This window comes from Nocardioides carbamazepini, assembly GCF_024614185.1.
Classification (GTDB): domain Bacteria; phylum Actinomycetota; class Actinomycetes; order Propionibacteriales; family Nocardioidaceae; genus Nocardioides; species Nocardioides carbamazepini.
In genome coordinates, this window is the sequence record NZ_JAHTLF010000016.1 from 993,009 (window position 1) to 1,014,657 (window position 21,649).

At 71.5% G+C, this 21,649-nt stretch carries 13 protein-coding genes and 1 pseudogene; 11 read left to right on the plus strand and 3 right to left on the minus strand.

Annotated elements, in window-relative coordinates; all coding sequences use genetic code 11:
• The first annotated feature begins 124 nt into the window (after nt 1-124).
• From KVF89_RS17325 to KVF89_RS17340, 4 genes are all read left to right on the plus strand, one after another.
• Nucleotides 125-5,875, plus strand: a complete 5,751-nt coding sequence (locus tag KVF89_RS17325) for a family 78 glycoside hydrolase catalytic domain (RefSeq protein WP_257427332.1) — start codon at nt 125-127, stop codon at nt 5,873-5,875.
• A 110-nt stretch (nt 5,876-5,985) separates the two neighbouring features.
• Nucleotides 5,986-6,726, plus strand: coding sequence for a (Fe-S)-binding protein (locus tag KVF89_RS17330; RefSeq protein ID WP_257427333.1), 741 nt, complete (start codon nt 5,986-5,988; stop codon nt 6,724-6,726).
• The gene (locus KVF89_RS17335) at nt 6,723-8,198 is read left to right on the plus strand and encodes a lactate utilization protein B (protein ID WP_257427334.1); all 1,476 of its coding nucleotides are present in this window, start codon (nt 6,723-6,725) and stop codon (nt 8,196-8,198) included. Before KVF89_RS17330 ends, KVF89_RS17335 begins: the two co-directional genes overlap by 4 nt.
• The gene (locus KVF89_RS17340; RefSeq protein ID WP_257427335.1) at nt 8,195-8,854 is read left to right on the plus strand and encodes a LutC/YkgG family protein; all 660 of its coding nucleotides are present in this window, start codon (nt 8,195-8,197) and stop codon (nt 8,852-8,854) included. Before KVF89_RS17335 ends, KVF89_RS17340 begins: the two co-directional genes overlap by 4 nt.
• A gap of 31 nt (nt 8,855-8,885) precedes the next feature.
• On the opposite strand, the gene KVF89_RS17345 is transcribed toward KVF89_RS17340, so the two are convergent.
• Nucleotides 8,886-9,476 (minus strand): TetR-like C-terminal domain-containing protein, encoded by a 591-nt coding sequence (locus KVF89_RS17345; protein ID WP_257427336.1) that lies wholly within the window; start codon nt 9,474-9,476, stop codon nt 8,886-8,888.
• 89 nt (nt 9,477-9,565) lie between these two features.
• Here KVF89_RS17345 and KVF89_RS17350 point away from each other — a divergent pair, with 89 nt between their 5' ends.
• From KVF89_RS17350 to guaA, 7 genes are all read left to right on the plus strand, one after another.
• On the plus strand, nt 9,566-10,720 hold the full coding sequence (locus KVF89_RS17350; RefSeq protein WP_257427337.1) for a phosphotransferase family protein: 1,155 nt from the start codon (nt 9,566-9,568) through the stop codon (nt 10,718-10,720).
• On the plus strand, nt 10,717-11,895 hold the full coding sequence (locus KVF89_RS17355) for an Rv3169 family protein (RefSeq protein ID WP_257427338.1): 1,179 nt from the start codon (nt 10,717-10,719) through the stop codon (nt 11,893-11,895). Before KVF89_RS17350 ends, KVF89_RS17355 begins: the two co-directional genes overlap by 4 nt.
• A complete protein-coding gene (locus KVF89_RS17360) occupies nt 11,892-13,346 on the plus strand; it encodes an aldehyde dehydrogenase (protein WP_257427339.1) in 1,455 nt (484 codons plus the stop codon). The genes KVF89_RS17355 and KVF89_RS17360 overlap by 4 nt, the downstream gene beginning before the upstream one ends.
• A 224-nt stretch (nt 13,347-13,570) precedes the next feature.
• Nucleotides 13,571-15,202 carry a succinic semialdehyde dehydrogenase gene (locus tag KVF89_RS17365; protein WP_257427340.1) on the plus strand — a complete coding sequence of 544 codons (1,632 nt, stop codon included), beginning with the start codon at nt 13,571-13,573 and terminating at the stop codon, nt 15,200-15,202.
• 15 nt (nt 15,203-15,217) lie between these two features.
• Nucleotides 15,218-16,957 (plus strand): GMC oxidoreductase, encoded by a 1,740-nt coding sequence (locus tag KVF89_RS17370; protein ID WP_257427341.1) that lies wholly within the window; start codon nt 15,218-15,220, stop codon nt 16,955-16,957.
• Nucleotides 16,958-17,338: 381 nt separating this feature from the next.
• Nucleotides 17,339-18,385 (plus strand): hypothetical protein, encoded by a 1,047-nt coding sequence (locus tag KVF89_RS17375; protein ID WP_257427342.1) that lies wholly within the window; start codon nt 17,339-17,341, stop codon nt 18,383-18,385.
• Between the two features lie 106 nt (nt 18,386-18,491).
• Complete coding sequence (gene guaA / locus KVF89_RS17380; protein WP_257427343.1) at nt 18,492-20,078, plus strand: glutamine-hydrolyzing GMP synthase; 1,587 nt, start codon at nt 18,492-18,494, stop codon at nt 20,076-20,078.
• A gap of 421 nt (nt 20,079-20,499) precedes the next feature.
• Here the strand turns inward: guaA and KVF89_RS17385 are convergent, their stop codons facing one another.
• Nucleotides 20,500-21,366 (minus strand): dihydrodipicolinate synthase family protein, encoded by an 867-nt coding sequence (locus tag KVF89_RS17385; protein ID WP_257427344.1) that lies wholly within the window; start codon nt 21,364-21,366, stop codon nt 20,500-20,502.
• 8 nt (nt 21,367-21,374) lie between these two features.
• A pseudogene (locus KVF89_RS17390) lies at nt 21,375-21,566 on the minus strand (alanine dehydrogenase); the annotation flags it as partial.
• Between the last annotated feature and the right edge of the window lie 83 nt (nt 21,567-21,649).

Genomic DNA, 21,649 nt, shown 5'->3' on the forward strand with positions numbered 1-21,649 from the left:
CCGTCCCGACCCGGGACGAAACCGGGCCCCGGGATCGGGTGCGGCCGGATCCGGACAACCTCCTTGTGGTGGTCGTCACATACCTCCTAGGTTGCTGTTGCAACGTTTCAATCAGGAGGCACCCATGACCCCACGCCGCCGGTATCTGACCTCCACGGTCGCGGCCGCCACGCTGGCCCTCGGCATGCTGACGGGAGGACCGCTCACCCTCGGAGCCCCGGCCGCAGCGGCCGCTGCGGCCGCCCCCGGCGAGGCGCTCGCCGTCGCCGGCCTGCAGACCAACGCGCGCACCACGCCCCTCGGCATCGGAGCCGACGACGTCGTCTTCGGCTGGAGGTCGACCGGCGGAGCCCGAGGCGTCGTGCAGAGTGCCTACGAGCTCGAGGTCGCGGAGGCCGACGGGGGAGCGGCCGTCTGGTCCTCGGGCCGGGTCGAGTCGTCCGAGCAGCTGAACGTCGCGTACGCCGGCCCGGCGCTCGCCTCCCAGACCCGCTACTCCTGGCGCGTCCGGGTCTGGGACGGCGCGGGCGCGGCCAGCGAGTGGAGCGATCCGACCTGGTTCGAGACCGGTCTGCTGGACGCGAGCGACTGGGGCGGCGCGGAGTGGGTCGGCGCGCCCGCCGACACCGAGGTCAACAGGTGGACCGACTACACCGCCGACTTCGACTTCACCCTCGACAACCTCGTCTTCGCCGCGATGATCCGCAGCGCGAACACCAACAACGGCTACATGTGGCAGGTCAAGGCGGTGGGCGACCAGGCCCTGTTCCGCCCGCACACCAAGGTCAACGGCAACTACGCCGCGCTCGGCGACGTGGACATCAGCTCGGTCATCACGGCCGACGAGCTGCGGACCGGGCAGCACCGGATGAGCGTGACGGTCGACGGTGACACGATCACCACGTCGATCGACGGCGAGCAGATCGACACCCGGACCCGGACGAACTTCGGCAAGGGATACGTCGGCTTCCGCACGTCGGTGGCCACCGAGGGCACCGAGGCCTTCACCGTCCATGCCGTGCGCGTCGAGGCCGAGAACGGCGACGTGCTGCTCGACACCGACTTCTCCGACGGCAACCCGTTCCGCGGCGGAGCGTTGGTCGCCGGCGGCCTGGAGGTGAAGGGCAACCAGGAGTTCCTGTGGCACTCGCCGGACGACAACCTGCCGCTGCTGCGCACCGACTTCGCCACGGACAGCGGCAAGAGCGTCGAGCGGGCCCGGATCTACGCCACCGCCCGTGGCATCTACGAGCTGACCCTCAACGGTGAGCCCGTCGGCGACCAGCACCTCGCGCCCGGCTGGACCGACTACAACACCCGCTTCCAGCACCAGACCTACGACGTCACCGATCAGGTCCGTGCGGGCGACAACGGCCTCGGCGCGACCATGGGCAACGGCTGGTGGGGCGGCAAGGTCGGCATGTGGGGACCGGGCGTCTACGGCAACCGGCTCTCGCTGCTGGCCCGCCTGCGCATCGACTACACCGACGGCACCACGCAGTGGGTCGACACCGGCGACGACTGGACCACCCACGCGGGCCCCTACGTCGCCGCCGACAACATCGACGGCGAGACCTTCGACGCCCGGCTGGCCCAGGCCGGCTGGGACCAGCACGGCTACGACGACGGCGGGTGGACGCCCGCCGTGGTGCGGGAGTCCGCGACCGAGCTCGTCGTACCGCAGCCCGACGAGCCGGTCCGCACGACCGAGGAGATCGACGTCGTCGAGCGCACCGAGCCCACGCCGGGCGCCTTCGTCTACGACCTCGGTCAGAACATGGTCGGCGTGGCCCGGATGGTGCTGACCGGCCAGGCCGGCACCGCGGTGCGCGTGCGCTACGGCGAGATGCTCAACCCCGACGGCACCCTCTACACCGCCAACCTCCGCGCCGCGAAGGTGACCGACTACTACACCTTCGGCGCCGCCGGCACGGTCACCTACGAGCCGACCCTGACCCAGCACGGCTTCCGCTACGTCGAGATCACCGGGGCCAGCACGCCGCCCGCGGCCGGTGACGTCACCGGCGTGGTGTGGGGATCCGACCTGCCCGCCATCGGCGACCTCGAGACCTCGAGCACGATGCTCAACCAGCTGCAGAGCAACATCTCGTGGGGCCAGCGCGGCAACTTCCTCTCGATCCCGACCGACACCCCGGCGCGCGACGAGCGGCTCGGCTGGACCGGCGACATCAACGTCTTCGCCCCGACCGCGAGCTACCTGCGCGACACCCGGTCCTTCCTGGCGAAGTGGATGCGCGACCTGAGCGATGCCGCCTACGCCAACGGCAACCTGCCCGGCATCGCGCCGGTGCCACCGGGCATCGACCTCGGCGCCGGGCTGGGCTGGTCCGACGCCGGCATCACCGTGCCGTACGCCGTCTTCCGGGCACTCGGCGACACCGCGATCGTGCGCCAGTACTACGACCTCATGACGAAGTACTTCGACTTCGTCGTCGCCGGAGCGGGTCCCGACCTGATCGACACGGCGCGCGGCAACTGGAACGACTGGCTCAACCTCAACGACGACACCCCGGTCGGCGTGCTCGGCACGGCGTACTACGCCGAGGACGCCCGGATGATGGCGGAGATGGCCGCCGCGATCGGCGAGGACGCCGACGCCGCCGCCTTCGCGCAGCGCTCGGCCGACGTCCGAGCGGCCTTCGGCGAGGAGTACGTCGCCGCCGACGGCACCGTCACCGGCAACAGCCAGACCGCCTACGCGATGGCGCTGGGCATGGACCTGGTGCCCGAGGAGATGCGCGACAAGGTCGCGGCGAAATTCGTGGCCAAACTCGCCGCGAGCGACAACCACCTCACGACCGGCTTCCTCGGCACGCCCTGGCTGCTGCCCGCCCTCACCTCGATCGACCGCGACGACCTCGCCTACGAGCTGCTCCTGCACGAGGACTACCCGTCGTGGGGCTACGAGGTCGCCATGGGCGCCACCACGATGTGGGAGCGGTGGGACTCGATCAAGCCCGACGGCTCATTCGGCGACGTCGGGATGAACTCCTTCAACCACTACGCCTACGGAGCGGTGGGCGACTGGATGTACCAGCACATCGGCGGCATCAGTGCGCTGGAGCCCGGCTACCGCAGGTTCCGGGTGGCGCCTGCCGTCGACGGCGCGCTGACCGACGCCCGCGGTGAGCTGGACTCGGTCTACGGCACCATCACGACCGACTGGGAGCGGCAGGGTGACGACCTGCGGCTCGCGGTCGACGTACCCGTCAACACCACCGCGGAGGTGGTGCTCCCCGCGGCCAACGTCTGGGCGGTGACCGAGGGCGGCGAGCTCCTCGCCGACGTCGAGGGCGTCCAGGGCGTGACCAATGCCGACGGCGACGTGGTCGTGACCATCGGCTCGGGCAGCTACGACTTCCTGGTGACCGCGGCCGACGCGCCTCTCGGCGCGATCCTCGACCTGATCGCCGCGGCCCGCGACCACGTGAGCGACACGGTGGCCGGCGGGGACCTCACCGCGGAGGCCGGGACGCACCTGACGGACGGGCTCGACGAGGCACGCGACGCCGTGCTCGCGGCCCGCACGGCCGACGGCGAGGCCGCCACGGAGCACCTGGTGGCCGCGCTCGACGCGATCCGCGGGCTGCGCGCCTGGCTCGGCGACAGCGAGGTGGACGCGCCCGTCCGGGGCGCCGCCGACACTCGCCTGGCTGCCGTCGAGCAGGCGTTGGCCCGGGTCGTGATGACGGCCGAGGGCGTCACGGTGAGCCTCCCGCCGGCGGGTGCGCCGGTGTCCGCCGGGGCGGAGGCGACGGGCACCGTCGACGTCGCGAACGACGGCGGGAGCGCTGTCACCGACGTCGCGGCCTCCGTCGCCGTGGCCGGCTGGACGCCGGTCACGGTCCCGGTGCCCGACCTCGCCCCCGGCGAGGACGCGCAGGTGCCGGTGACCTTGGCGGTGCCCGCGAACGCGGCTGCCGGCGACTACGACGCCGCGCTCGACGTGACCTTCACCCTCGGGGGCAAGGCGTACGAGGTCAGCGACGTGACCGCCGACTGGGTGCACGTCGACTCCGGCCTCGGCATCGGCGAGGTGACCGCCGAACCGGCCGACGAGGACCCGGTCGAGCGGGTCGTCCTCGACGTCCCGGTGGCCAACGACGGCGACCGCGACACTCGGGTCTCCGTGGCGGTCCGCGGGCTCCCCGCGGGCTGGCGGGCGGTCCCCTCGACCGAGACGCTCGTGCCCGCGGGCGAGACCGTCACGGCGACCGTGCCGCTGTCCGTGCCGCTCGACCTGGTCGGCGGTGCGGTGGACCTGACGGTCGACGTCCGGCAGGCCGGCCGGGTCAGCGTGTCCAAGGCCGCGAGCGTGACCGTCGACCTGCCGCACCCGCCCACGGTCGAGGCCGTCGACCACGTCGACTTCGGCGCCTCCGCGTCGGAGCAGGCACACGGCCTGCAGGCGTCGGCGAGCAGTGGCACCAACACCGAGGCGGGCTACACGCGGCGCTACGCGCACTCGGCGTACCCGGGCTCGTGGTACTCGGTCGAGGTGGACGTCCCCGCAGGGGAGCCGTTCCTGATCCGCAACGTCGAGACCTACGACGGTCCGCGCACCAAGAAGTACAACGTCTACGTCGATGACGTGCTGGTGCGGACCCAGCTGGTCCCGCGGACCGCGACCGGTGTGGGCATCAAGGTCTACGACCTCGTCGTCGACGACCCGGCGGTGCTGCCCGCGGACGGCACGGCCCGGATCAAGTACGAGTACCCGCTCGACGCCTCCGGCTACTTCGACCCCTCCATCGCCGACATGTGGGTGCTGCCCCTGACCGACGACACGCGGGCACCGGACGTGTCCGCCGGCGTCACCGGCGGCGTGCCGGGCACCGGGGGCTGGTACTCCTCGCCCGTCAGCGTCGAGGTGACGGCCGCGGACGGTCGTGACCCGGCGCCGGTCGTGCAGGTCGGCCGCTCCTCGGGCTGGCAGGACTACTCCGGGCCGGTCGCGATCGCGGAGGAGGGCGAGCACGTCGTCTCGTACCGCGCGACCGACGCCGCGGGCAACCGGTCGGCGGCGGGGGAGCTGACGGTCGGCATCGACCTGACGCCGCCCGTCACCGTGGTCACCGCGAAGCGGGGCAGCGGGGTGGAGGGCTCCGACCGCGCGCAGGTGGAGTTCTCCGCCGAGGACGCCCTCTCCGGCGTCGCGGGCACCCGCTACCGGATCGACGGCGGTGCGTGGCAGCGCGCGGACGGCGGCCCGGTCCAGGTCGAGGGCTACGGCGACCACGTCGTCGAGTACGTCTCGACCGACCTCGCGGGCAACACCGAGGCGGTGCACCGCACCACGGTGACGCTGGCCGATGTCGACCAGATCGCCGCGGTCGTGGCGCCCCAGGTGACCGGCGTCCCGCAGCACGGCTCGACCCTGACCGCGACCGACGGCTCGTGGAACACCAAGGGGCTGTCCTTCAGCCGGCAGTGGCTGCGGGACGGGACGCCGATCGCCGGCGCCACCGGGACGACGTACGTCGTCGGCGTGGCCGACCTCGGCTCCCGGCTCTCGGTGCGGGTCACGGCGACCAAGGCGGGTGACAGCGGGTTCGCGGACTCGGCGACGACCGGCCCGGTGACCGCCGCCGACCTCGCCGTGGGCGTCCCGGTCATCACCGGCAAGGCGCGCGTCGGCAAGAAGCTGGCCGCGACCCTCGCGGTGCCCGCGGGTGCCACGGTCTCCTACCAGTGGCTCGTCGGTGGCAAGGCGATCAAGAAGGGCACGAAGGCCACCCTGCGGCTGAAGCGGAAGTGGCAGGGCGAGAAGGTCCGCGTGCGGGTCACCGTCTCCCTCGCCGGACACCAGAGCGTCACGGTGACCAGCGCCGCCATGAAGGTGAGGCGGCGCTGACGACCCGGCCGGAGTGACGCCGGAACGGCCCGACCGTGACTCGCGGTCGGGCCGTTCCGGCGGTACGGTGTGAATCGTTTCACCCTGCAACAGGTGGGAGAGTGTGCGCTATGCGGGTCGCGTTGATGGTGACGTGTGTCAACGACGCCATGTTTCCGGGGACGGGGCGGGCGGTGGTTCGTCTGTTGCGGCGGCTGGGGGTGGAGGTGGACTTCCCGGTGGCGCAGACGTGTTGTGGGCAGCCGATGGTCAACACGGGCTATCTCGATGAGGCGGTGCCGGTGGTGCGGTCGTTCGTGGGTGCGTTCGAGGGCTATGACGCGGTGGTGACGCCGTCGGGGTCGTGTGCGGGCTCCGTGCGGCATCAGCATCGGCTGGTCGCGGCCCGGTCGGGGGATGCGGGGCTGGTGGCCGCGGTCGCGGCGACCTCGCCGAGGACGTACGAGTTGAGCGAGTTCCTCCTTGATGTGCTGGGCGTGAGTGATGTGGGGGCCTATTTCCCGCACACGGTGACCTATCACCCGACGTGTCACTCGTTGCGGATGCTGGGTGTGGGTGACCGGCCGCGGCGACTGTTGGAGCAGGTGCGGGGGCTGCGGTTGGTGGAGTTGGTGAAGGCGGAGGAGTGTTGCGGGTTCGGGGGGACGTTCGCGGTCAAGAACGCCGACACGTCGGTCGCGATGGGCACCGACAAGGCCCGTCATGTCCGTGAGACGGGTGCTGAGGTGCTGGTGACGGGGGACAACTCGTGTCTGATGCACATCGGGGGTGTGCTGGACCGGGGCCGCTCGGGGGTCCGTGCCATGCATCTGGCCGAGGTCCTGGCCGCGACCGAGGAGCAGCCGGCATGAGCGGGACGTTCGTGGGGATGCCGGCGTTCCCGGTCGCGGCCCGGGCGGCGTTGGCTGATTCGCAGTTGCGGCACAACCTGGCCCATGCCACGGGCGTGATCCGCGGCAAGCGGGCCGCGGTGGTGGGCGAGGTGGAGAACTGGGAGGAGCTGCGGCTGGCTGGTGCGGCGGTCAAGGACCGTGCGTTGCGCACGCTCGATGCGCAGTTGGTGCGGTTGGAGGAGGCGTTGGCCGCGCGGGGTGCGGTGGTGCACTGGGCGCGTGACGCCATCGAGGCCAACCGGATCGTGGTCGACATCGCCCGGGCCCATGCGGTCGAGGAGGTGGTGAAGGTCAAGTCGATGGTGACCCAGGAGATCGGGCTCAACGAGGCCCTGGCCGCCGAGGGGATCGCCGCCTGGGAGACCGACCTGGCCGAGCTGATCGTCCAGCTCGGGGGTGATCTGCCCAGCCACATCCTGGTCCCCGCGATCCACCGCAACCGTGCCGAGATCCGGGAGATCTTCGCCCGCCGGATGGGACAGGTCGGCCGCCCCGCACCCGTCGATCTGAGTGATGAGCCGGCGGTCCTGGCGGCCGCGGCGCGTGAGCACCTGCGGGAGAAGTTCCTGCGCGCCCCGATGGCGGTGTCGGGGGCGAACTTCGCCGTCGCCGAGACCGGCACCCTGGTCGTGGTCGAGTCCGAGGGCAACGGACGGATGTGCCTGACCCTGCCGAAGGTGCTGGTCAGCATCGTGGGGATCGAGAAGGTCGTGGCGACCTGGGCCGAGCTCGACCCGCTGCTGCGGCTGCTGCCCCGCTCCTCGACCGGGGAGCGGATGAACCCCTACACCTCGACCTGGACCGGCATCACCACCGGTGACGGCCCCCAGGAGGTCCACGTCGTGCTCCTCGACAACGGCCGCACCCGCGCCCTGGCCGACCAGGTCGGCCGCCAGGCCCTGCGCTGCATCCGCTGCTCGGCCTGCCTCAACGTGTGCCCCGTCTACGAACGCACCGGCGGCCACGCCTACGGCTCGGTCTACCCCGGCCCCATCGGTGCCATCCTCAACCCCCTCCTCAAGGGCACCGGTGACCCCCAGACCGACTCCCTGCCCTACGCCTCCACCCTGTGCGGGGCCTGCTTCGAGGCCTGCCCGGTCCGCATCGACATCCCCGAGGTCCTGGTCCACCTCCGCTCCCAGGTCGTCGACGCCCACCGCACCGACCGGCTCGCCAAACCCGAAGCCATCGCCTTCCGTGCCGCCGCCTGGACCCTCACCGACGCGAAGCGCCTGAACCAGGCCGAACGACTGTCCTCCCTGGCCGGGCGACTGCTGCGCCGCCGCGGACGTACCTCGCTGGGCCGCACCACAATCGGCCGCCTGCCCGGGCCCGGCGCGGCCTGGACCGACGCCCGCGACCTCCCCACCCCACCCACCGAGTCCTTCCGGAACTGGTGGAAACGCACCAACGGAGGCAAGCGGTCGTGAACCACGCCGAGACGAGTGCCCGGGACGAGATCCTCCACCGGATCCGTGCCGCCCTCCACGACGTCGACAGCAACCTCGAGAGCGCCACCACGCCCATCGTCGCCCCACCCGGTGCCGTGCCGCCGCACGCGACCGGCCTGGTCGCCCACTTCGCCGAACGGGTCGCCGACTACCGCGCCACCGTCGTGCGCTGCCCACCCGCCGCCCTCACCGCCGCCCTCACCGACGCCCTCCCGGAGGACGCGCGGGTCGTCGTACCGCCGGGTCTGCCCGACGACCTCCTCGCCGCGATCCGCGCCGCGGTCCCCACCCCCGTGGTGGACACCAACCTCACCGCCACCGAGCTCGACGCGTGCCACGCCGTGGTGACCTGCTGCCGTCTCGGCATCGCCGAGACCGGCACCATCGTGCTCGACCACGAACCCGACCAGGGCCGCCGCGCCATCACCCTGGTCCCCGACCACCACATCTGCATCGTGCACGCCGACCAGATCGTCCCCGACGTACCCGACGCCATCACCCTCCTCGACCCGCAACGCCCGCTGACCTGGATCAGCGGCCCCAGCGCCACCAGCGACATCGAGCTCGACCGCGTCGAAGGCGTCCACGGCCCCCGCCGACTCCACGTCGTCGTGGTCGACCCGAACCCCTCCTGACTGCCGGCCGCCCCCTTCAGGGCGGGGCAGGTCAGCGCCGCAGGCCACGCCCCAGGGCCGCGGTGAGTCGGTCGGCCCACGCGTCGTCGAGCTGTCCCGGCGTCAGCATGACGCCGGTGATGACCGCGCCGAGGACCAGCTGGAGCAGGTCGTCGGCGCGCGTGTCGGGATGCGCCTCGCCGGCATCGATGGCGACCCGGATCCGCTCGTCGAGAGCGCGGAAGACGCCCGCGAAGCGCTGCATCATCGCGGCGTGCAGGTCCGGCCAGGTCTGCACCTCGGCGAGGAGCGCGGGCAGGGCGGCCGCGGCGACGGGCGTGCAGAGCGCGTCGCGGGTGCCGCGGACGACGCCGCCCAGGTCGGTGGCGAGGTCCGCGCCGAGGTGCATCTCAAGGGCCAGCTCACCGGGGAACGCCGCCTCGTGGACGAGGTGGGGGAGCGCGGGCCAGCGCCGGTAGAGCGCCGCCTTCGTCGTCCCCGCGCGCGCGGCGACGGCGGCGACGGTGACCGCGGCGTACCCGCCCTCGACCAGGAGGGCGCGGACCGCGTCGAGGGCCGCCCGCTCGATCCGCGGATCCCGCGGCCGGCCGGTCGCCCGAGGACCGGCGATCTTCGTCCCCATGACCCCTTCCCCTCTTTCGATACCGAGGGTACCGTAACGGCAGTCATGACATAGAACACGTTCTAGTAACGTGTCAGGCAGGAGGACCCGTGACCGAGTCGTTGCCCGCAGAGATGGCCGAGATGACCCTGCAGCGGTCGAGCCGCGACGCCGACGACCTGCGCGCCCGGCTCGCCACGTGGCTCTCCGGCGTGCTGCCCGAAGGCGCCGAGCCGGCGGTGACGGTCCACGACGGGATCCAGACCAACGGCATGTCCAGCGAGACCGTGCTGCTCGGGGTCACCAGCACCGAGGACGGTGCCCGCGTCACCCGTGAGTACGTCGCCCGCGTGGCGCCGGCCGCAGGGGACCTGCCGGTCTTCGCGGAGTACCGCCTCACCGACCAGTACGACGCGATGCGCCTCGCGGGCGAGCTCGCCGGCGTCCCGGTCCCGCCGGTCGGCCTCAACGAGCCGACCGGCGACGTGCTCGGCACCCCCTTCTTCCTCATGGAGCGGCTCGATGGCGCGGTGCCGCCCGACGTGCTGCCCTATCCGTTCGGGGACAACTGGCTCTTCGACGCCTCGCCCGAGCAGCAGGCGCGGCTGCAGCGCAGCACGGTCGACGTCCTCGCCCGGCTGCACGGCATCCCCGGCGCCGCCACGACGTTCGCCTTCCTCGACCCCGCGCTCACCGGCCACGAGGGTGCGACGCCACTCACGCGCAACCTCGCGAAGACCCGGGCCTGGTACGACTACGCCATCACCACCCAGGAGGCGAGCCCGCGGTCCCCGCTGATCGAGCGCGGCCTGGCCTGGCTCGCGGCGAACCTGCCGGCCGAGGAGGGCGATCCCGTGCTGGTCTGGGGCGACTCCCGGATCGGCAACATGATGTACCGCGACTTCGAGCCGGTCGCCGTCCTCGACTGGGAGATGGCGACGCTCGGCCCCCGCGAGATGGACCTCGCCTGGCTGGTCTTCGCCCACCAGGTCTTCCAGGAGATCGCGACCATGCTCGGCCTGCCCGGGATGCCGGACTTCCTCGCCGCCGAGGACGTCGTGGCGACGTACCGCGAGATCAGCGGCGTCGAGCCGGGCGACCTCACCTGGTTCCTCGTCCACGCGGCGGTCAACTGGGGCTGCGTCTTCCTGCGCACCAGCGCCCGGCAGATCCACTTCGGCGAGATCGAGCGGCCCGACGACCCGGAGTCGGTCTTCCACCACCGTCCCCTCTTCGAGCGTCTCCTCGAGGAGGTCGGCGCATGAACCACGACCACGGCCTGCACGGTGAGTACTACGGCCTCGGCCCGCTCGACGAGTACCCCATCCACCAGCTCCCGCGCCCCGTCGCGTGGGCCGGCAGCAGCGACCGCAACTTCTACGACCGCTGCTACCTCAACGCCCACGACCGCACCGGCGACCTCTTCCTGATCACCGGCCTCGGCTTCTACCCCAACCTCGGCACCAAGGACGCCTTCGTCCTGCTCCGTCGCGGCGACGAGCAGACCGCGGTCCACCTCAGCGATGCCGCCGACCCGCGCGGTGGCGACCGGATGGCCCAGCAGGTCGGCAACTACCGGATCGAGGTCATCGAGCCGCTGCACAAGCTGCGCCTCGTCCTCGAGGAGACCGAGGGCGTGGCGATGGACCTGACCTGGGAGGGCTCCTTCCCGGTCGTCCAGGAGCTGCCGCACGTGATGCGCCAGGGCAGCGGGACCACGCTCGACGCCCAGCGCTTCGCCCAGCTCGGCACCTGGGAGGGCGTGCTCAGCGTCGACGGCACCGACATCGCGGTCACGCCCGACCGCTGGCTCGGCTCGCGGGACCGCTCCTGGGGCATCCGCCCCGTGGGCGAGGCCGCGCCCGCCGGCAAGCCCGCCGACCCGGCCTTCGAGGGGATGTGGTGGCTCTACGTGCCGCTGCGCTTCGAGGACTTCTGCGTCGTGATCATCACCCAGGAGACGCCCGACGGCTTCCGCACGCTCAACGACTGCACCCGGATCTGGCGCGACGGCCGGGTCGAGCAGCTCGGCTGGCCGCGGGTGTCGATCCGGTACGCACCGGGCACCCGGGTGCCGACCGGCGCCACGATCGTGTGCGCGACGCCCGACGGCGAGGAGCTCGTGCTCGAGGTGGCCTCCAAGCTGCCGGTGCCGATCCACGTCGGCGGAGGCTACGGCGGCGACTCGGACTGGACCCATGGCATGTGGAAGGGCCCGGCGTTCAGCGAGCGACTCACCTACGACATGACCGACCCGGCCGTCGCCGGGCGCGTCATGTTCGGCGTGATCGACCATGTCGGCCAGGCCACCGTGCACGGCGCCGGTGCCGGCGTACCCGACGGTGCCGAGGGCTGGGGCCTGTTCGAGCACGGTGCCCTGGGCCGGCACGACCCCTCGGGATTCAAGGACTGGTTCGACCTAGCGAAGGAGACCCCATGACCCTCGACCGCGATGCCCTCTTCATCGGCGGCACCTGGGCCACGCCCGCCACCGACGCCGTGCTGGAGGTGGTCTCGCCGCACTCCGAGGAGGTCGTCGCGCGAGTCCCCGAAGGCAGCGCGGCCGACATCGACGCGGCGGTCGCGGCTGCCCGCCGGGCCTTCGACGAGGGCCCCTGGCCGCGGATGAGCCCTGCCGAGCGGATCGACATCGTGCAGGCCCTGTCGGGTCTCTACGCCGCCAGGCTGGACGAGATGGCGACGATCATCTCCACCGAGATGGGCTCCCCGATCTCGTTCAGCTCGCTGGCCCAGGCGCCCGCGCCGTGGATGCAGATCGAGGCCTTCCTCGCCATCGCGCGGGAGTTCCCGTGGGAGGCGACCCGCCCGGGCGCGCTCGGCGCGGATGTGGTCGTACGCCACGAGCCGGTGGGCGTGGTCGCGGCCATCCCGCCGTGGAACGTCCCACAGTTCACGATCCTGTCCAAGGTGATCCCCGCCCTGCTGACCGGCTGCACCGTCGTCGTGAAGCCGGCGCCCGAGACCCCGCTCGACGGCTACCTGCTCGCCGAGCTGCTGGTCGAGGCCGGGGTCCCCGAGGGCGTCGTGTCGATCGTCGCCGGCGGCCGCGAGGTGGGGGAGCACCTCGTGCGCCACCCCGGCATCGACAAGGTCGCCTTCACCGGCTCCACCGCCGCGGGCCGCAAGATCGGCGCGATCTGCGGCGAGCAGCTCAAGCGGGTCTCCCTCGAGCTCGGCGGCAAGTCGGCCGCGATCATCCTCGACGACGCCGACGAGGCCGCCGCGATCGAGGGCCTGAAGTTCCTCGGCGTGATGAACTCCGGCCAGGCCTGCGTCGCGCAGACCCGGGTGCTGGTCTCACGCGAGCGGCACGACTCCTTCGCCGCGTCCCTGGCCTCGGCGATCGGAGCCATGAAGGTCGGCGACCCGCTCGACCCGGCCACCGAGATCGGCCCCATGGTCGCGCGGCGCCAGCAGGAGCGGGTGGCGTCGTACATCCGGATCGGGCAGGAGGAGGGTGCCCAGCTGCTGGTCGGCGGCGAGGGGCGCCCGGAGGGCCTCGACCGCGGCTGGTACGTCCGGCCCACCGTCTTCGCCGGCGTCGACAACAAGATGCGGATCGCCCAGGAGGAGATCTTCGGCCCGGTCCTCTCCGTCATCGCGTACGACGACGTGGCCGACGCCGTCCGGATCGCGAACGACTCGGAGTACGGCCTGGCCGGCACCGTCTGGACCGCCGACCCGGAGGCCGGCCTCGAGGTGGCGCGGGCGGTGCGCACCGGCACCTACGGCGTCAACACCTACACGATGGACTTCGCCGCGCCGTTCGGTGGCTTCAAGGCGTCGGGTCTCGGTCGCGAGTTCGGTCCCGAGGGGCTGGGGCAGTACACGGAGCTCAAGTCGGTGTATCTGTCGGCGCCTCCGATGTGACGTAGGGACAGTTTCGCCGGTCGACCGGCGAAACTCACGCTTGACCGACGGAGTTTCATCGGCCAGGCGCGAGTTTCGTACGTCAGGTTCGACAGTTTCGCCGGTCGACCGGCGAAACTGTCAGGGCCCGGACAAGACCCTTGACATCAAGACGTCATGTGTAAAGCAGCACATCTGTTACCGATCAGTAGCCGTGGGTGACCCCGCTCACCTACCCTCGTCACATGAGCGAAGTGATTCCCGGTTCCGGCGCGTCTTCCGAGGGGCCTGTCGTCGACGGCCCGCACGACCCCGAGCACGACCCGCGGGCGTCGTACGCGCTGGAGCCGGAGCACGTCGCCCGGCTGACCGACCGGATCCTGGCCACGACCGGTCGCACCACCCAGGTCCACTCGCCGATCGACGGTGCGCCGGTCGCCAACATCCCGCAGTCGAGCACCGAGGACGTCGCCGAGGCGTTCCGCCGAGCCCGGGTCGCGCAGGCGGCGTGGGCGCGGGTGTCGATCGACGAGCGGGCCCGGATCCTGCACCGGCTGCACGACATCGTGCTCGACCGGCAGGACGAGATCATGGACCTCATCCAGCTCGAGTCCGGCAAGGCGCGCAAGCACGCCTTCGACGAGCCGCTGCACATCGCGCTGACCGCGCGCTACTACGCCCGCACCGCGCACCGGCACCTCGACACGCAGCGCCGGCCGGGCGTCGTACCGGTCCTCACCCGGGTCGAGCTCAACCGGGTGCCCAAGGGCGTCGTCGGGATCATCTCGCCGTGGAACTACCCGTTCACGATGGCGCTGTGCGACGGCCTCCCGGCGCTGCTCGCCGGCAACGCCGTGGTCGCCAAGCCCGACGCGCAGACCATGCTGTCGGCGCTGCTCGGCGCCCAGTTGCTGGAGGAGGCCGGCTTCCCCCGCGACCTGTGGCAGGTCGTCGCCGGCCCGGGCCGCGAGCTCGGTACGCCGATCATCGACCGCGCCGACTACATCTGCTTCACCGGCTCCACCGCGACCGGCAAGATCATCGCCAAGCAGGCCGCTGAGCGACTGATCGGCTGCTCCCTCGAGCTGGGCGGCAAGAACCCGATCCTGGTGCTCCGCGACGCCGACATCGAGCGCGCCGCCGAAGGGGCCGTGCGGGCCTGCTTCTCCAACGCCGGCCAGCTCTGCGTCTCGACCGAGCGGATGTTCGTCGCCGACGCCGTCTACGACCGGTTCGTCGACCGCTTCGTTGCGCGGACCAAGGCGATGAGCCTCGGCGCGACGATGAGCTGGGACGCCGACATGGGCACGCTCATCTCGGCCGACCAGCTCGAGACGGTCACCGCCCATGTCGACGACGCGGTCGACAAGGGCGCCCGCGTGCTCGCCGGGGGCAACGCGCGACCCGACCTGGCGCCGTACTACTACGAGCCGACCATCCTCGAGGGCGTCACGCCCGAGATGACCTGCTTCGGCAACGAGACCTTCGGCCCGGTCGTGTCGATCTACCGCTTCCACGACGAGGCCGACGCGATCGCGCGCGCCAACGACGGCGAGTACGGTCTCAACGGCTCGGTCTACACCCGCGACACCGGCCGCGGTCGCGCGGTCGCACGGCAGATCAAGTGCGGCACGGTCAACGTCAACGAGGCGTTCAGCGCGACCTTCGCCAGCATCGACGCCCCGATGGGCGGCATGCGGGAGTCCGGGATGGGACGGCGCCAGGGCGCCGAGGGCATCCACCGCTACACCGAGACCCAGTCGGTCGCCACCCAGCGGCTGATCCGGTTCGGGCCGATGCTCGGCATGTCCGACGAGGGCTACGCGAGGTTCATGTCCGCCTCGCTGCGGGTCATGGACAAGCTCGGCCGGCCCTGACCGGGGGGAGGACACATGACTGCGACTGACACGGCTTCGACTCCTGCCTTCGATTTCGATGTCCTCGTCATCGGCTCCGGCTTCGGCGGCTCGGTCACCGCGCTGCGGCTGACCGAGAAGGGCTACCGGGTCGGCGTCCTGGAGGCCGGCGCGCGGTTCACCGACGCCGACTTCGCCGACAACTCCTGGGACCTGAAGAAGTACCTCTACGCCCCGGCCGCCGGCTGCTACGGCATCCAGCGCATCGACATGGTCAAGGACTGCATGATCCTCGCGGGCGCGGGCGTGGGCGGCGGCTCGCTGGTCTACGCCAACACGCTCTACGAGGCGCTCGAGCCGTTCTACACGGATCCGTCCTGGGCGCACATCACCGACTGGAAGGCCGAGCTCGCGCCCTACTACGACCAGGCCAAGCGGATGCTGGGCGTCGTCGAGTACCCGCGGATGACGCCCTCCGACGAGGTGATGAAGAAGGTCGCCGAGGAGATGGGCGTCGGCGACAGCTTCCACGCCACCCCCGTCGGCGTATTCTTCGGCGGCCCCGGCCAGGAGACCGGCTCGCCGGTCGCCGACCCGTACTTCGGCGGCGTCGGCCCGACGCGCAACACCTGTCGCGACTGCGGCGAGTGCATGACCGGCTGCCGGCACAACGCCAAGAACACCCTGGTCAAGAACTACCTCTACCTCGCCGAGCAGAACGGCGCCGAGGTACACCCGCTCACCACGGTGACCCGGGTCCGGCCGCTGCCCGGTGGCGGCTATCGGGTCGACACCCGCTGGACGAAGGCGAAGCTGTCGCGTCGTACCGCGACGAAGACGTTCACGGCCGAGCAGGTCGTCTTCTCCGCCGCCGCGCTCGGCACGCAGAAGCTGCTCCACCGGCTCAAGGCCGAGGGCGACCTGCCGCACGTCTCCGATCGGCTCGGCCACCTGACCCGGACCAACTCCGAGTCGATCCTCGGCGCGATCGCGCCACAGGGCTCCGACGTCGACTACACCGACGGCGTCGCGATCACCTCCTCGTGGCACCCCGACGAGCACACCCACATCGAGCCGGTGCGCTACGGCAAGGGCAGCAACGCGATGTCCCTGATGCAGACCGTGCTCACCGACGGCGACGGGCCCGACCCGCGCTGGAGGGTGTGGCTCAAGGAGCTGTGGAAGGAGCGCAGGCGGGTTCGCGACCTCTACGACGTCAAGCACTGGTCCGAGCGGGTCGTCATCGCCCTGGTGATGCAGTCCGTCGACAACTCCATCACCACCTTCCCCAAGCGGGTCGCCGGCAGGTGGATCCTGTCCTCGAAGCAGGGCCACGGCGAGCCCAACCCGACCTGGATCCCGGCCGCCAACGACGCGGTACGCCGGATGGCGGCCGTCATGGGTGGCGGCACCGCCGGCGGCACCATCGGCGAGCCGTTCAACCGGCCGCTGACCGCCCACTTCATCGGCGGCTGCACCATCGGCGACAGCCCCGAGACCGGCGTGGTCGACCCCTTCCAGCGGGTCTTCGGGCACCCCGGTCTCCACATCGTCGACGGCTCGACGATCTCGGCCAACCTGGGCGTGAACCCGTCGCTGACGATCACCGCCCAGGCCGAGCGGGCGATGGCCTACTGGCCCAACAAGGGCGAGCAGGACACCCGCCCGCCGCTCGGTGACGGCTACCGGCAGATCGAGCCGGTCACGCCCAAGGCCCCCGTCGTCCCCGCGGACGCTCCCGCGGCCCTGCGGCTGCCGATCGTCGGAGTGAGCTGACCGCTGGGAGGGGGCGCCTCCTGGGGCGGTCCGGGCAGCATCGGCACCGCCCAGAACTTTTCGTCGACCTTGTCCGATGCCGGCGTAACCCGCCCGTCGGGGGGTCGTTGAACGAAGCGAGCCCGGGAATCACGCTCCCTCCCGAAGCCCGGGCTCGGTCCAGGCGCTGTCCATCAGCTGCGTGGACAATCAGGGCCCGGCCACCCTCCCTCCCCGGCCGGGCCCTGGTGCGTTTTCGGGCGCGCGGCTTCTCTTGTCGCACCCGGCATTCGGGTCGTGGATCTGCCGTGATGGCGACCCGATTGCCGGGTACGACGTACCCGGCCCGGTCCCTGTGGAGAGCGGCTACGACGGATCGTCCCGGCGGCGCATGCTTCCTGGATGTTCCCGCACCCGGTGACCCGACCCGGAGTCGCTCTGCCGTGCCGCGTCGACCCGACCGGGCGGACCGGGCCGACGCCGGGGCAGGCCCGCGGTCCGCGCTGGCGGCGGGTCGCACCCGGCTGGTGCGTTCCGGCGGGCTGCGACGGGGGGATGCTCGACCAGAGGGTGGTCGAGGCGCTCGCCGGCCTGCCGGCCGATGCGGCAGCCACCGGGTGGGCGGCCCTCGGATGGCGCGGAGCGCGGTGGTTCCGGGGACTCGCGGCGGACGGCCGCACCCGGTTGGACGTGCCGATCGCCCTCGCGAGTCGCGGTGCCCGCCCGCGTGCCGGAGTCGTGCTGACCGAGGACTGGCTGTTCGAAGCCGACGTCGAGGTGGTCGACGGGCTGCCTGTCACCCGCGTCGAGCGGGCGGTGGCGTTCGAGGCCTGTCGCGCCTCGAGCGTCCCGGGCGCGGTCCGGGTGATCGACATGGCCTGCGCGGACGACCTCACCGATCTCCACCGACTGACGAGGTACGTCGCCGGACTGATCGCGCGCCCGGGCGTCCGTACCCTCCGGGCCGCCCTCGAGATCGCTGACGAGAACGCCTGGTCGCCCCCGGAGGTCGAGATGCGGCTGGCCTGGCTCCGACGGGTGCCGTCCGCCGTTCTGCGGACCAACTGCCCCTTGTTCGATCCGTGGGCGCCGGCGGGCCGCCACCTGGTCACACCGGATCTGGTGGACCTGGCGGCCGGAGTGGTCGGCGAGTACGACGGCGCGCCCCACCTCGCGCGCGGCGTACGCCGCAAGGATCTCGAACGCGATGCGCTCTACCGTGAGCTCGACCTGGAGATCGTCGTGATGATGTCCGAGGATCGACGCGACCTGTCTGCCTTCTTCGCCCGGTTGGACGCGGCGTACCGAAGGGCCGCGGAGCGCCCCGACCGCCCCCGTTGCTGGACGGTGGAGCAGCCCGACTGGTGGACCGACACCTCGACCGTGGCGCGCCGTCGAGCCCTGGACGAGCACCAGCGCAGGATCTGGCTGCGTCGGCTGGCCGGGTGAGCCGTCGTACCCGGCATTCCGGTCGCGGATCCACCGTGATCGCGACCCGAATGCCGGGTACGACGCGGGTTCGGGGCCACAGGCACCGGCTCGATACGATTCGGCCATGACGCAGGCCGTGGAGAACCAGCCCGAGCACGACCTGGTCCTGGTGGTGGACTTCGGGGCCCAGTACGCCCAGCTCATCGCCCGCCGGGTGCGCGAGGCGCGCGTCTACTCCGAGATCGTGCCGCACACCATGCCGGTCGCCGAGATGGTCGCGCGCAACCCGAAGGCGATCATCCTCTCCGGCGGCCCCTCGTCGGTCTATGCCGAGGGCGCGCCGAAGGTCGACCCGGCCATCTTCACGGCCGGCCCGGCGGTGTTCGGCATGTGCTACGGCTTCCAGCTGATGGCCGCGAACCTCGGCGGCACCGTCTCCGCGACGGGCGCGCGGGAGTACGGCCGGACCCGGGTCACCACCAGCCTGCCGGGCACGCTGCTCGCCGGCCTCCCGGCCGAGCACAACGCCTGGATGTCGCACGGCGACTCGGTCAGCGCGGCCCCCGAGGGCTTCACCGTCCTCGCCTCGACCGAGGTCACCCCTGTCGCGGCCTTCGAGGACGTCGACCGCGGCCTGGCCGGCGTCCAGTGGCACCCCGAGGTGCTGCACTCCGAGCACGGCCAGAAGATCCTCGAGCACTTCCTCTGGGACATCGCCGGCTGCCGCCAGACCTGGACCATCGGCAATATCGCCGAGGAGCAGATCGCCCGGATCCGCGAGCAGATCGGCCCCGACGGCCGCGCCATCTGCGGGCTGTCCGGCGGCGTCGACTCCGCCGTCGCCGCGGCCATCGTGCAGAAGGCGATCGGCGACCGGCTCACCTGCGTCTACGTCGACCACGGGCTCATGCGCAAGGGCGAGACCGAGCAGATCGAGCGTGACTTCGTCGCCGCGACGGGCGCCAAGCTGGTCATCGTCGACGCCGAGAAGCAGTTCCTCGAGGCCCTCGCCGGTGTCAGCGAGCCGGAGGCCAAGCGCAAGATCATCGGCCGCGAGTTCATCCGCGCCTTCGAGGGGGCCGAGCTCGAGGTGATCAAGGGTGCGCCCGAGGGGAGCAAGGTCGGCTTCCTGGTCCAGGGCACGCTCTACCCGGACATCGTCGAGTCCGGCCACGGCGCCGGCACCTCGACCATCAAGTCCCACCACAACGTCGGTGGGCTGCCGGAGGACCTCGAGTTCGAGCTGGTCGAGCCGCTGCGCGAGCTCTTCAAGGACGAGGTCCGCGCCGTCGGTGCCCAGCTCGGCCTGCCCAGCGTCATCGTCCAGCGCCAGCCGTTCCCGGGCCCCGGCCTCGGGATCCGGATCATCGGCGAGGTCACCCGCGAGCGCCTCGACCTCCTCCGCGACGCGGATGCCATCGCCCGCGAGGAGATGACCGCCGCCGGCCTCGACGGCGACATCTGGCAGATGCCCGTCGTCCTGCTGGCCGACGTCCGCTCGGTCGGCGTCCAGGGCGACGGCCGCACCTACGGTCACCCCGTCGTGCTCCGCCCGGTCACCTCCGAGGACGCGATGACCGCCGACTGGGCCCGGCTGCCCTATGACGTCCTGGAGAAGATCTCGACCCGGATCACCAACGAGGTGGCCGAGGTCAACCGGGTCACCGTCGACATCACCTCGAAGCCCCCGGGCACCATCGAGTGGGAGTAGTCCGGGCGGGGTGACCCGCGCGAACACCGGCTGAGATGTATCTGTGGGCCACCGTAGCTCGATGCCAGCTGAGTCGAGCGGCATTGCAGCGCCCCGTGGTGGGTGACGGTGAGGGTCCGAGTCGAGCACTTTCGTCGAGGTCCACAGGTCGCTGCGCGACCTGTGCCGCCCGTTCGACGAAGCGAAGCGGCCGGACTCTCCGCGCGCACGTCGTGCGGCGGACAGTCTCGCGGGGCCTTTCTTTCGGCGGTCAACATCCGGTGAACGGGCTGTGGCAGGCGCGCAGGGGTCCCTATCCACCCATGTGGTGACCGGTTGTCGCGACGAGGTCGCGGCGGTCTTCACGCCGATTGAAGCGTGCTGTTCGGTGCGGATGATCGGGTAGTTCCCCCAATCCGCGTCGGCGTCCCATCCGGCAGCGCTATGTGACAAGTGCGTCGCTCAGGTCGGACAGGAAGGTCGGGTACGGGAGCTGTGGAGGGCGGACTTCCGCACAGGCGATGATTCCGGCGCGGCGCCAGTGCTCCTTGCGGATGGCGATGCTGGTCCCCGTCTGAGTCTCCACGCCAACCCGCGCCGAGAACCGGGCGACCTCTGCGAGAGCCCCGGGCAGGCCGCCGGACGTCCAGGCGCGGGCGGCAGCCACCAGATCGGATGGCTGGGAGATGCCGCACGCCACGGCACTCGCGCCCGCGACGAGGTCCTCGACAAGGTTGGCTCCGCCCAGTCCGCTGAGCAGCTGTAGGTGCGGCAGCGCCACGGCCAAGCCGTGGATGCGGCGGAACGTCGGAGGAGCCTCGCACTTGACCGCGACGACGGCCGGAGCCGCTCGCAGTGCGTCGACCAGGTCGTCCAACGCGATCGAGACGCCGGTCGGTCCCGGATAGTCCTGCACCCACACCGGGAGCCCGCACTCGAGGTGGGCCGCCTGGAGCCGCTTCGCCACGAGCTCGGGGTCGGACGAGTGGACGGGCAACATGACTGCGGCGAGACGGTCGGCTCGAGGGGGGATCAGGGTCCGCAGGTCGTCGAGGTGGCCTTCGTCGTCAAGCGCCATGACGGTGGCCACGACCGGATGGTCGCCCGCACTGGCCAGCACCGTGTCGAGCACGGCGGCGCGTTCTTCGCGCGCCAGCGCGCTGGGCTCGGCGATCACCGCCAGAGCGACCAAGCCATGGACTCCCTGGTCGAGCAGGGCTCGCACGTGCGCGGCCAACGATGCGTGGTCGACGGCCAGGTCAGAAGTGAACGGGGTCAGCACCATTCCCCACACAGGCACCTCGGTCATCGGCGACACACCGCGTCCCCGTCGGGCAGGACCGGCGTGCCGGCCGGGACGTAGTCCTCGTCGCCGGTCGACGACCCGAGACCGGCACCGGTCTGGACGACGACCTCGTGGCCGTGCGCCACCAGCTCGTGGACACCCATCGGCGTGATCGCCACCCGGTGCTCGTGGTTCTTGACTTCCTTGCGCACGCCGACGCGCATCTGGTCTCTCCTCGGCCTCGTATGATTAGATGCAATTCAAACAATACTGCATCCAATCTGATGTGATGGAGTGGGAGACCAAG